A 12,712-nucleotide genomic window follows, 5' to 3' on the forward strand; every position below is an offset into this window, starting at 1 on the left:
GTGGTTTGGGGCAGTTCGCCAATTCGGCAGGTGAAAACTAATCCATCCATATTTGAAACCTTACATCATTGAACCATTATCCTGAAACGGGGATAACGCAAGAAGCCATTAAACGAGCCATGACATGTGGCTCTTTTAAATAGCGGCGGTCTGTTCCGCGGTAAAAAAATGACAGCGCAAAATAGCCATCATTTAATACGTGGCGTTAGCGAGAACAATAGACCGCGTCCAGCTGAGTAGGATGGAGTGGAGACAAGTAACAGAGAATTTCACTCTCTAAATATTATGACCACAAGATCACGATATTTGTCATATGAACATGAAAAAATGTGATAAATATCACATAAAACAGCTAATTAATCGCTATCAATGTCTGGAGTGAATAAAAAAAGGTCACCGGGTTGAATATCAAGGCAAAACCCAAGCGTGCCCATGAAGCTAAATGAGGAAGGGAACCAGCAAAAAAGCGGTTCCCTTATTCAACCATTAGCTTCCTATTAAGAAACGACTGGTACAATCAATCCTGCTCACCGATTTCACTGACGATGAATCGCAGCATGAGATGTATCACTCAGTGAGGAGCGACGAAAATTGAACCATACCAACACCGCTATTATCAGGAGAAGCAGGGACGCAGCGCCCATCACAGAAAAAACAGCATCGTCGAACGCTGACTTAGCAAGACTTACCAAAGCCTGCCCCGCATCCGGCGCCATTCCTTTAGCCGCAGTCAACGCGCCATCAATACCATCTTTAGCCGCATCGTAGATGGGAGAATTTACTGGAATTTCAATAAAATAGCTATAGATGACTGACATAATACTACCCATGATAGCAATGCCCAACCCACCGCCCAATTCATAGGAAACCTCTTCAACGGACGCCGCCATACCTGCCCGATTTGGCGGTACAGCCTGCATGATAGTACTGGACGCCGCAGTCATTGTTGCCCCGATACATGTCCCCAGCACAAAAAAGCAAACTACCTGCACAGGTAGAGACATTGAGAAACTCGCCATGAGAGCCAGTATGGCAAAGGCATACACCAGCAAAGAGGTAATGAGGAATCGTTCACTGCCTAAACGAGGAAGAATCCAACCACTCACAGGACTTGCGACAATCGCACCCAATGAAAAAGGCAGAAAATAGAGCCCGGCTTGCAAAGGTGTTAATGACAATACCAATTGCAAACGCTGGCTTAACACCAAATTAATACCCATCAAACAGGCGGAAGCCACTAGCCCAGAGATAACCGCAGATGAAAAGGCTGGGCTTTTAAAAAGGTTAAAGTCAATCAATGGATGCACACTACGTTTCTGCCGTCGAATAAACAGCGCCAGAAAACCTATCGTCAAGGTGAAAGTGACCAATATCCCGATATAGGAGGGATCTTGTTTGGCAAACTCCTTGATGGCATAGGCGAAACTTATCAAGACAACCATGATCTGCAATGAGCCAATAAGATCCCACGGATGAGACGAATCTGTTCTCGCCGTTGGGACAAACAACCACGACAGAATTAATGTCACAATCACCAGAGGAACGTTGATCAGAAACACTGATCCCCACCAAAAATATTCAAGCAATAAGCCGCCAATCAGGGGACCTATTGCCGCGCCGCCAGAGGCAACCGCTGTCCAAATCCCAATGGCAAATGATTTCTCATCTTCATCTTCAAATGTCAAAGCGATAATCGACAATGTGGCAGGCATCATTATTGCCGCGCCAACCCCTAATAATGCCCGAAAAACAACCAACATTTCTGGCGAATAAGAGTAGGCCGCTATCAAGGATGAGAAGCCAAAGATGATGAGACCATAAACAAACAACCGTTTATGCCCAATGCGATCTCCCAAGGTACCCGCGCCTAGCAACAGCCCAGAGACGACAAGAGGATAGATATTCACTATCCATAACTTTTCCGTTGTATTCGCCCCCAAACTGTGGGTCAGACTCGGTAACGCGGTATATAACACTGTCATATCGATAGCAACCAGCGATAACGCGACTGAAACAGCAGTGAGCACCCACCATTTCTTTATCATATTCATTTCATTCATCCATTTTTACTGCTATACCCGTTATCTTTCAAGTTGCCTCTTTGTTAGCTGCACTCACTCACCCCGGTCACATCGTTATCTATGCTCCCGGGGATTCACTCCCTTGCCGTCGCAATGCATCTTGAAATCCATAGGGTATATGTCATCTCCAGAAAATCTGGCGTCATTTAGACGCAATAACTATCATATTCTTGCAATAAATTGTTAACGTTAATACTAAGAGTGATATCTCGCTTTAACTTTTTATTTAATTCCGTTTCAGTTACCCCCTGAATAGTGCCTTGATTAACGAGCCTAGCCACTCGACTACGTGACAATGAAAGCTTTTTGGTCAAGATTGAGATCAATCTGATAGGAATGGGATATTCAAGCTGAATTGTGATCTCTGCCGCTGGAATTTGGGTGATATCCTGAAGCTCTTTACCTTCTATGATAAAGTCAGGAGCAGCGCCGAGTTCGGCTCTATTTTTTGCCAATACTCGATAATCAAAAGCATATCGCCGTATTTCATCTTGATCATTGTGCAAAAACCGTTCATACAAATTGCTTTCCAATTTGTTGACATGAATCCTGGAAAAAATATCAATATTCCAAGTGTAATCACATTTTTCACATTTATAGATGTTCCACACATCTAAAACTTTTTTTTGCGCATTAACCCTAAAAGTGCCGGCTGGATAAAACTCCTTTTTTACTTCACAGCTAGGGCAACGTTTCAAAATGGCCTGATAGCCTACAGGCCTTACTAACCAGATAACATTTCTATTTGTCATGATAGATCCACGTTTAAATTGGTTAAATAAGTTACGGCTAAATTGGTCAATTTCAGATCTGATTTTGATGATATTCTATAACATCAGATCTTGAAACCCTTTATCAATTCGTTGCTTAGTGACATTAATGTTTATGTTTTGCAGATCTTGGTACAGCACACAGCATTCAGATAACAGATGAGACGGAATGACCTTTTTTATATCCCCACCTGAAACTGTTGCATGTTAGGTAGAACACCTGCCTCATATCATTCTTTTACCAGGGCAACAGAACATTACCCTCCAACAGTAGCTAAGCTTGTTCCCCAATTATGATAAGCTCGATGTAAGCGATTTCAGGGAGTTCCGTATTAATTACTATATGCAATTTACGGATACAAAAGTTACCATGACCACTTCATGGTATCGAAAGTTACAATATTATTAGCACTATTTGCCCATATGCTAGTTAACAACAAATGAAAATTGCAATTTTACACCGTAATGGCCTTGGTGATTTAATTTGCACTCAACCATTAATCAAATATTTACAATATAAATTTCCCATAGCAGAGATCCATCTATTTATCGAATCTAACAATAAGGAATTAGCTGATTATCTTTGCCCTGAAGTTACAATATACCCAATGGATTTCAAGATGCATCGCGACGGCAAGGGAGTGAATCCCCGGGAGCATAGATAACTATGTGACCGGGGTGAGTGAGTGCAGCCAACAAAGAGGCAACTTGAAAGATAACGGGTATACATATTATTCCCAGAGGAAATAAATATATTACGACTCTGGGAACCGCATTGAAATGGCGTAAATTACATTTTGATATCGCCATTTCAGCAAAACCCACCCCCATGAAACTGAATAATCTATTTTTATGGCGTTTAGGGACCCAAAAATGTTTAGAAATTATTTTCCAAATGTGAGATTTATTATCTCCACTCTTCGACATGACAGATCAAATGCTGAGAAATTATCTGCAATGATAAGAGACCAAACTCAAATAGTAGAATGCCAATCATTACACTCTTTTTTATCACTTCTCAACAGTACCGATCTGATCATTGTCAGTGATGGTGGAATATGCCATTTAGCCGCCGCGTTAAACAAAAAATTACAAGCTGTAGGTAAAGTTATTTACACTTACTCATGCGAATGCGCAGTAACTTGTTAACTGTTTCGATGTCACTCCACCAAACAGAAACGCTAAATGTATATGTATACACCACATAGATGACATCTGTTAACGCCGCAGTTCCAGCTCAATTAATTTCTTCCATGACTAAAACTGTGATTAATGATTTTGACGATGAAATATACAGCCACATCGATAGCAATAGAATATCCGAATTAATAATAAGACAAAAATGAATCAATTTGTCTAATTTATATCATGATGAAAAATAAGACATTAAATAAACATCATTATTATTTCTTGATTAAATTAACTCAATCAATCGATTAATTTAATTTTATAACACAATGAAATAGAAAGAAATTTTAATTAATTTCAAAAAAAATACTATTTTTTTGTTTAAATTGTTGAAAAAGATCATATTTTAGTTAATACTACTTTCCATCGAGTGAGAATAAAACTAAAGCAAAGACGAAATTCTGAATTGGAAATCAACTTAAGGTTCTAAGAAAAATAAGAAGAAATTTTCGTTATCTTAACTGTGGTTAAGATGGCAGTTTATCCGATCGTATTAATATCATTAATGCGATGGCATTACATATTACGGTTTGCCCAATCAGAATATTCACTTTCTTTGAGTAAGATACTAGTGCGTTGAGTAGCTATAGACTACTTTTATTAATATCGCTATTGAATCTCCATTTCAATAAAAATAGTGAAGATGAATCTATCCATATGATGTACTATGTACCTTGCCTATAAGAACTTTTCACTACGTTATTAGCAATACATTAAAAGAATTTTGTTATACCCTATGGATTTCAAGATGCATCGCGACGGCAAGGGAGCGAATCCTTGGGAGCATAGATAACTATGTGACCGGGGTGAGTGAGTACAGCCAACAAAGAGGCAACTTGAAAGATAACGGGTATATTAACACGGGGCTTATCGTGTCGTAGGGTTTTAAACATCTTAATAAAAATAAGAATTATTACTAACAACACGAATAAGCTTACAAGAATAGATGATATCTCAGAGAAAAAACCATTCTTTTCTATATCAAAAATCAATATCATAAATTTATTATCAACAATATAAATACACAGACTATAACATGGTGAGAAACAATGACTAATTTATGATAAACTAAAAATATATGTAAAAAATGGTTAAAAATGCGATTGCATTCTATACCATGATAAAAATGACTTCAATGATATTATCAACCATTAAACTATCCTAATGGTCAGATATATATTTTTATTGGATAGACAAGACTAAAAAACATATTTATTAAGGTAAGGCGTTTTTAAATGAAAAAGAATTTTATTTTGGCTTCTTTAGTGACGGTATCAGCAGTTTTCAGTAGTTTCAGTGCGTTATCTTATGATGGAACAATTAAATTCCGAGGTACTATCCTTGCGAACGGCTGTACTATTAGCAGCGGTAGTAAAGGAATTCAAGAAGTTAATTTTGGCAAAATACCAAAAGAAAGATTTAAGAACGCAACGGGAACCATAGTAGCTTCTCAGTTATTTAAAATTGATTTAACCAATTGCCCCGGTTCAGATATAGATATCCAATTTTTCGGTACTCCAAACTCCGATGATCGTAATTTGTACTCTTCAAACGTTTCCGGCGTCGGTATTCAGCTCACTAAAGATGATAATACAACTAAAATAAATGCCAACGAAAAAGTATCTGGTTATAAAATCACAGGAGGAAATACCAGCATCCCTCTTATAGCAAAATTACAATCAACCCATGCTACAATAGGTCATGGTACTATTAATTCAGACGTAAACTTCACACTTATATACCCATAAAATCAGATAAATACTTTATTAAAGCTAACTTAACAAAATATTATTTATAACTAAAGGAGTAAAAATGCTTCGCTTTATTACTCCCTTTTTGCTTGTCTTTTTTATGGGACAAGTACAAGCAGGGATTACTTTAGGTGGAACTCGCCTGATCTATAATGGCTCACAAAAAGAAGCCTCGATTTCTATCACCAACTCGGATACAGAAAGACCTTACCTTGTACAATCATGGGTAGATAATATCGATAATAGCCAAAATAAAGTACCGTTCGTTATTACCCCGCCATTGTTTAAAATGTCGAAAGAGAGCGAGCACCAAATCCGTGTTTCATATATCGGCAATCATCTGCCAGCGGATCGTGAATCGATATTTTTACTCAATGTCAATGCGATTCCGGCAGTTGAAAAAAATGACAATAGCAAGATGATCATCACGATAAAAAACATTATCAAACTGATTTATCGTCCATCAGGGCTATCTGATAACGATGCTAATGATGCCATTAATCGTTTGGCAGCATCACGTAATGCCAATGGTGTTCAATTAACTAACCCCACAGCTTATTACGTTAATCTTAATGAGATGAAAATTGACGGAACATTAATACCCAGACCCGGATTTATTCCTCCTTTTAGTCATAAAGTATTTGCAACCAAAAATGGCATAAAAAGCGTAATTCTGACTGCTATCAATGATTACGGTGGCACAACAGAAGAGCGCCAGTTTAATTTCTGATAATATTGTCTGATGAGTGTATTGTGAAAAGAATAATCAGTTTTGCTTTAATGATTTGTTGTTTATCGTTGCCAGCATATGCGGAGCTGTATTTCGATATCAATGCATTACAATTATCAGACGAAGACAGAGAAAATATTAATCTGGAGAGTCTGGCAAAAACTGACTCCTACATTCCTGGTGTCTATAAAGTTAACGTTATCGTCAATAAAAAGGATATTGGCATTAAAAGCCTATCCTTTATTGACTGTGGTGAGAAACTTTGCCCTGAATTATCTATCCGTTTACTGAAAGAAATCGGGGTAAAAATAACAAGCTTCCCTGAATTAGCATCACTTGCTGAACAAGAAATCATTTCTCAACCAGAAAAATATATCCAACATGCATCAGCAGAACTGGATTTAAGTCAGCTTACTTTGAACCTAAATTTTCCTCAGGCCGCCATGCAATCACAAATCAGGGGAGATATCTCTCCTGATCAATGGGATGATGGTCTGCCTATGTTTTTCACCAATTACCATCTGACAGGAATGCAATCCTGGAATAAAAATCAAAGTGAACAGAATCAATATCTGAATTTACGTAGTGGTTTTAATTTAGGTCCGTGGCGAATTCGTCATAATAGTTACTACAACCATACGGGTACAACATCTGAATGGCAATCGCTTAAAGCCTATGCTGAACGGGATATTCGCTCATTGAGATCTCGGCTGGTATTGGGTGAAACATCCACCGATAGCATGGTATTCGATAGTTTCACTTTTAATGGCATTAAATTGATGTCTGATAGCCAAATGTTGCCCGATAGCCAGCAAGGGTTTGCGCCTGTTGTCCGCGGTATTGCGATGACTCACGCAAGAGTAGAAGTGCACCAGAAAGATAATATTATTTATCAGACTTTTGTTCCACCAGGCGCTTTTGAAATTACCGATATTTACCCCAGTAACCTGAATGGTGATCTGGAAATATCCATTTATGAAGAAAATGGCAATGTCAGAAAATTTACTCAGCCCTTTGCTGCCTCACCATTGATGATCCGTACCGGTCAAATAAAATATTTTGCTAATATCGGTAAATTCAGTGGTGGCAAACAGGCCAGTAAAAAAAGATTTATTCAGACAGAAGCGATTTACGGGTTATGGGATAGCACCACCATTTATGGTGGAGTCATTGTTTCTTCTGACTATCAAAGTCATGCATTAGGTTTAGGGCATAATCTGGGAAAAATTGGGGCGGTGTCAATCGATGTCACCAATGCAGCAACTCATTTTCCAAATGGAGAAAAGAAAAGAGGACAATCTTATCAGATACGCTACAGTAAAGGTTTTACTGAAACCAATACAACAGTGACATTAGCAGGTTATCGCTACAATACCAATGGTTATTATAGCTTTAGCGATGCCAATAATAACCACCCATTTGCTGATAATAACAGAAATAGCTCGCCTAAAAACCGGATGCAAATAACGATGGGTCAAAGCTTAGGACAATATGGCAGTCTTTCATTATCGGCTTGGCAGCAAGATTACTGGCAAGATAAAACCCGTAAGAATCAGTCATATTCTATGTCCTATAATTCTAATATTCATGATATCTCTTTGTCATTGAGCTATAATTACCATCGTAATCGCTCAAGTATTAATAATGATCAAGTGTTTTCATTCAATATCAGTATTCCTCTGGATAAATGGCTGCCATCAGATAATCACAGCGCATCGGTAGATTATGATACCGCTTATAACACCAACGGTAGCAGCCAGCATTCAATGATATTATCCGGCTCTTTACTGGAACAACAAAATCTGAACTATATGATTTCTCAGGATTACAGCTACGAAAAATCAGAGAAAGAAAAACAATCAGGTAATGCCGCCAGTCTATATTACAGAGGTTCATATGGTTCAATTAATGTAGGCTATACCACTGATCATAGAAAAAATCAGCGGGTTAATTATGGATTAGAAGGCGCAATTATTGCCCATCCCTATGGCGTTACCCTGGCGCAAAATATTAGCGAAAGCGGCGCCAGTGCCTTAATTCGTGCCCCTGGCGCAACCAATGCCAAAGTACTGAATAATAGCTCTATAAGTACAGATTGGCGGGGATATACCATTGTGCCTTATATATCGCAGTATCGGGAAAATATGTTATCTCTTGATACCAATACACTCGGTGATGACGTAGATACTGATAATCCAACCACTAAGGTCATTCCAACCAAGGGGGCATTGGTATTGGCGGATTATTCTATTCGTGTCGGTCATCGAGTATTTTTAACTTTACAACATAACGGTAAGAAACTCCCATTCGGCACAGTAATTACTGGCCCAAATGGTGTCAATGGTATGGTGAATGAAAAGGGAGAAGTTTTCCTCAGTGGTGTAAGTGACACAACAAAATTAACAGCCGATTTAGGCGATAAACAAAGCTGTCATATTCAATTCGATAGTAAATTATATCAAAAAATTAATGGTATTATTTTGACTTCATTGCGTTGTCAGTAATTAAAATAGTATTTACCCAGGGAAAGCATGAAAAATAAATTAATTACATTAGCAATATTATTACTAATACTACTCAACGTTACAAAATCAATTGCCTCATGTAAATTACACAGAGATTTTAAAGCGATTGATTTAAATGTTGATATAAATGAAATTATCAATGCAGACTATAATATCCGAAGACCTATTACCATCGCTGAATACGGTCCTATGGAGCTGGCTAACAAAATAGGAATTAAAGCCGATTCCCCCATTGCTAGCTGTGATAATAATGAAAATATATCTTTCGAAACAACATCAGGGAGAATAGGATTCTCTAAAGAGAGTGGTAGGATAAAAACCAGTGTAGATAATTTATATTTTTCCGTATCTTATGATGGAGATGGGAAGGGTAGCTCTCATGATGGCATCCATAGAAAAATAACGTTAAGAGATATCGGTAAAATAACAATCTATCTTATTCAAACGAGTGATATCAAATCAGGCTCCATACTAAAAAGAGGGTTGATATCTTCTTTATCAACAAGTGATGGTAAAAAGTTAATAAATATCAAATATAACAAGGACAATATAATTGGCAGTCAAAGCTGTATGACATCCACACCCTATAAAGAAATAAAACTTGGAAGGATGAATACTTCTTCATTTAAAGGGAAAGGCTCTACTGCTGGCCGTAATAGCTTTTATATTCTCATTCAATGCAAAGATAAAAATATCCCCACTATTAAGTTCACAGGAGAAGTAGTGAGCCCAAGTCTAAATAGCATTGTTAAACTACATCAATACAGCGAGGGAAAAACCGCCAAAGGTATTGGTGTTCAATTGTTACATGAAAATAATCCTGTTTATATGGATACACCTCTTACTATAACTGAATGGAAAGGTCAAAAAGATCTTTATTATTTACCGCTTACTGCCCACTATTACCAAATAGATGATAAAGTAACCGGTGGAAAAGCTAATGCAACAATACACTTCACAATTGAATACAAATAGCTTTACAACTCCCTCTATTGATATTAGCATATTAACATTATGCTAACATATAAAAAGCGAAACTCTCCGCAGTCGTGTTAACAAATAATTAAAAGCAGATTTATACGAGAAATAAATCTGCTCTATTAATTTCACCAGTAAATTATATCAGAAAGATAATAGCATTATTCTGGCTTCATTGAATTATCGGCAATTAAGAATAAATCTCAACTGGAATATATATGAAACGCTACTTAATGATAATCACAATATTTACATTAATATTACTCAGTATTACAAACACATACGCACGCTGCTTATTAAATGCAAAACAGATTAGCTTAGATATTGAGCTTAATAGTATTAACATTAATCCCAATATAAATGAGAAAAAAAGCATTCTTGTTGGCGAGTTTAGACCATTGCAACTCGCCCAACTCATGAATATTAATGAAAATACGCCGCTTCTTAATCCCCATGATTGTGATCCAACAGGAGAACCGCTTATTTTTACGGGAGATGTATATCCATCTAAAGCTGGAAATACACCTCATGGCACAGGTATGATAACCACAGGAATAGATAATCTCTATTTCTATCTTATTGCCTCTGGAGAAGAGGAAAACATGAAATTACCCACAACAAACGGCAGTAATTACATTTATAAATATAAAGATGGAATGACATTAAAAGATATAGGGAAAATCAGTGTTTATCTTTACCAAGAAGGAATATTGCCATCCGGTAAAGTACTCAGGCCAAGAAAGATTGCTATGTTACAGACACTTGCAGGTACAGAATTAATAAGAATAAAAACTAAAAATAACTATACGATAAAAACTCAAACTTGCTCGACAACAACCCCAAGGCCAATGGTCGATTTTGGTCGTGTGAAGAGTTATTTATTTAAAGGTATCGGCTCTACTGCGGGTAATGCGGGTTTTAATATCGAAATTAAATGTACAGAAAGTGTTAAACCCAAAATTACTTTTTCAGGAGAAAAAATAAATTATGCCCCAGATAGTATAATTCAATTAAATAACCCTAATAGTAAAAATACAGCTAAAGGAGTTGGTATACAAATCTTATATATGGGAACAACACCTGTTTCTCTGGAAAATCCGCTAGTTTTCGGCTATGCAGCAACAAACGTCACCTATAAATTACCTTTCACTGCCCGCTATTACCAAACCGATGAGAAAATAACAGGTGGAAAAGCTAATGCCACAGCATATTTTACCATTCAATATGAATGATATTAAGTATAAACTGTAAGATATCTCATTATCTGGATAATAAACATGGAACAAACAGTTATACACACCAATCAAGCACCGCTGCCAAAAGATGGCCGTGGATTTATCACTCAAATCGAGTATGGAACGGTTGTTAAACACCCCCAAGTACATTTCTGGCAAGCTCGTTTTGAACTTTCACACTATCACGATGAATTGTTCAATCAATTAAATCTCCCCTTCCCTGACACATTAGCTAAAGCCGTCAAGAAACGGCGGGCTGAATATCTGACAGCACGTTATTGCGCCAGACAACTTTTAGCGCAATTAGGGCAACCAGCATTTAATTTGATCTCTGGTAATGATCGCGCCCCAATCTGGCCACAGAACATTTGCGGTTCTGTTTCTCATTCATCTCATTGTGCAATTGTACTAGCGGCACCGCAAATTCATAACCGATTAATTGGTGTCGATGTAGAAGCTATCGTCGATCGTCAAAATATAGATGAAATCACAAAAATGATTGTGAATGACAAGGAAATTCAACTTCTGAAACATTGTCATTTACCACTTGAACAAGCATTTACCCTTGCCTTTTCGGTAAAAGAGAGTTTGTATAAAGCACTCTATCCACAAGTAAAACGGTTCTTTGGCTTTGAAGCGGCTGAAATTACTGCCCTATCCCTAGAAAATAATGAAATAACATTAGTGTTGCGGGAAACTCTCACCCATCATTACCCAACAGGTACACTATTTCGCGGGCAATTTATTATCTACCCACAGGAAATATTAACGCTAATTATTCAATAGCTAAAACTAATAATTGCTGATGCTACTCAGCAATTTCATTATTCTTCATTACCATCATTTCCAATGGAGATTTTATTTACTTAACTTCCTTTTCTGTATTTATATTTACAGGTAAGTTATTACCCACAGCAATTAATTCTTCCAACAAAGCGGAAAGCTGAACCAATTTTTCCGGCGAGAAGGCTTTTTCAATCGCCTGATATCCCTGTTCTACCTGCTCTTTCGCCTTTTCATAAAGTTTCTGGCCATCCGGCGTTAAAGAAACATAAAGTTTGCGTTGGTCATTCATCGGTTTAAGACGAAAGATCAATCCGTCACGCTCCATGCGAGTCAATATCCCAGTCAGACTTGGACGAAGAATACAGGTCTGGCAAGACAAATCATAAAAATCAATTGACCGATTACCAGACAGTACACGAATAATACGCCACTGCTGTTCAGTCAGATTATGACTCTTAAGGATTGGACGAAAAAAACCCATTGCGGTTTCTCGCGCCTGAAGTAATGCAATTGTCAGAGATTCATGCATGGGTAATGAAGGCTCTTATCTTAGTTAATCACTGATTTACTCTCTGTTGAAAGTACTATCTCATTCTATAACCACAATAAAAAAGACTAGCACGTCCCTCAGTCAACCACAAAGAAAAAATCATAAAAATATTAATAAG

The 12,712-nt window shown here is 37.3% G+C and carries 10 protein-coding genes; 7 read left to right on the top strand and 3 right to left on the bottom strand.

The genetic code is table 11. From position 1 onward, the window contains the following. Nucleotides 1-536: 536 nt before the first annotated feature. Nucleotides 537-2,051: an MFS transporter gene (locus tag AACQ83_RS20470; RefSeq protein WP_112879409.1), complete on the bottom strand. Its 1,515-nt coding sequence runs from the start codon at nt 2,049-2,051 to the stop codon at nt 537-539. Between the two features lie 176 nt (nt 2,052-2,227). Continuing rightward, nucleotides 2,228-2,833 (bottom strand): DUF1062 domain-containing protein, encoded by a 606-nt coding sequence (locus tag AACQ83_RS20475; protein ID WP_112879410.1) that lies wholly within the window; start codon nt 2,831-2,833, stop codon nt 2,228-2,230. An 891-nt stretch (nt 2,834-3,724) separates the two neighbouring features. Here AACQ83_RS20475 and AACQ83_RS24730 point away from each other — a divergent pair. From AACQ83_RS24730 to AACQ83_RS20505, 7 genes are all read left to right on the top strand, one after another. Continuing rightward, nucleotides 3,725-4,000 (top strand): glycosyltransferase family 9 protein, encoded by a 276-nt coding sequence (locus tag AACQ83_RS24730; protein ID WP_158537802.1) that lies wholly within the window; start codon nt 3,725-3,727, stop codon nt 3,998-4,000. 1,274 nt (nt 4,001-5,274) lie between these two features. Then, nucleotides 5,275-5,787, top strand: a complete 513-nt coding sequence (locus AACQ83_RS20480) for a fimbrial protein (protein ID WP_112879414.1) — start codon at nt 5,275-5,277, stop codon at nt 5,785-5,787. A 64-nt stretch (nt 5,788-5,851) separates the two neighbouring features. Further along, nucleotides 5,852-6,520 carry a fimbrial biogenesis chaperone gene (locus AACQ83_RS20485; protein WP_112879415.1) on the top strand — a complete coding sequence of 223 codons (669 nt, stop codon included), beginning with the start codon at nt 5,852-5,854 and terminating at the stop codon, nt 6,518-6,520. Between the two features lie 23 nt (nt 6,521-6,543). Further along, nucleotides 6,544-9,024 (top strand): fimbria/pilus outer membrane usher protein, encoded by a 2,481-nt coding sequence (locus tag AACQ83_RS20490; RefSeq protein ID WP_240000873.1) that lies wholly within the window; start codon nt 6,544-6,546, stop codon nt 9,022-9,024. Nucleotides 9,025-9,051: 27 nt separating this feature from the next. Next, nucleotides 9,052-10,020 (top strand): fimbrial protein, encoded by a 969-nt coding sequence (locus AACQ83_RS20495; protein WP_112879417.1) that lies wholly within the window; start codon nt 9,052-9,054, stop codon nt 10,018-10,020. 221 nt (nt 10,021-10,241) lie between these two features. Next, on the top strand, nt 10,242-11,255 hold the full coding sequence (locus tag AACQ83_RS20500) for a fimbrial protein (RefSeq protein WP_112879418.1): 1,014 nt from the start codon (nt 10,242-10,244) through the stop codon (nt 11,253-11,255). A gap of 45 nt (nt 11,256-11,300) precedes the next feature. Continuing rightward, entirely contained in the window at nt 11,301-12,044 is a 744-nt protein-coding gene (locus tag AACQ83_RS20505) for a 4'-phosphopantetheinyl transferase family protein (protein WP_112879419.1), read from the top strand. A gap of 76 nt (nt 12,045-12,120) precedes the next feature. Here AACQ83_RS20505 and hpaR read toward each other — a convergent pair whose 3' ends face one another. Next, nucleotides 12,121-12,573 (bottom strand): homoprotocatechuate degradation operon regulator HpaR, encoded by a 453-nt coding sequence (gene hpaR / locus AACQ83_RS20510; RefSeq protein WP_112879420.1) that lies wholly within the window; start codon nt 12,571-12,573, stop codon nt 12,121-12,123. Nucleotides 12,574-12,712 lie beyond the last annotated feature (139 nt).

Origin of the sequence: Photorhabdus sp. S10-54 (genome assembly GCF_963878145.1) — a bacterium.
Lineage (GTDB): Bacteria > Pseudomonadota > Gammaproteobacteria > Enterobacterales > Enterobacteriaceae > Photorhabdus > Photorhabdus kayaii.

What these genes read in the sequence shown, in the direction of transcription:
- AACQ83_RS20470 (WP_112879409.1), bottom strand. Translation starts at nt 2,051, where the DNA reads ATGAATATGATAAAGAAATGGTGGGTGCTCACTGCTGTTTCAGTCGCG.
- AACQ83_RS20475 (WP_112879410.1), bottom strand. Translation starts at nt 2,833, where the DNA reads ATGACAAATAGAAATGTTATCTGGTTAGTAAGGCCTGTAGGCTATCAG.
- AACQ83_RS24730 (WP_158537802.1), top strand. Translation starts at nt 3,725, where the DNA reads ATGTTTAGAAATTATTTTCCAAATGTGAGATTTATTATCTCCACTCTT.
- AACQ83_RS20480 (WP_112879414.1), top strand. Translation starts at nt 5,275, where the DNA reads ATGAAAAAGAATTTTATTTTGGCTTCTTTAGTGACGGTATCAGCAGTT.
- AACQ83_RS20485 (WP_112879415.1), top strand. Translation starts at nt 5,852, where the DNA reads ATGCTTCGCTTTATTACTCCCTTTTTGCTTGTCTTTTTTATGGGACAA.
- AACQ83_RS20495 (WP_112879417.1), top strand. Translation starts at nt 9,052, where the DNA reads ATGAAAAATAAATTAATTACATTAGCAATATTATTACTAATACTACTC.
- AACQ83_RS20500 (WP_112879418.1), top strand. Translation starts at nt 10,242, where the DNA reads ATGAAACGCTACTTAATGATAATCACAATATTTACATTAATATTACTC.
- AACQ83_RS20505 (WP_112879419.1), top strand. Translation starts at nt 11,301, where the DNA reads ATGGAACAAACAGTTATACACACCAATCAAGCACCGCTGCCAAAAGAT.
- hpaR (WP_112879420.1), bottom strand. Translation starts at nt 12,573, where the DNA reads ATGCATGAATCTCTGACAATTGCATTACTTCAGGCGCGAGAAACCGCA.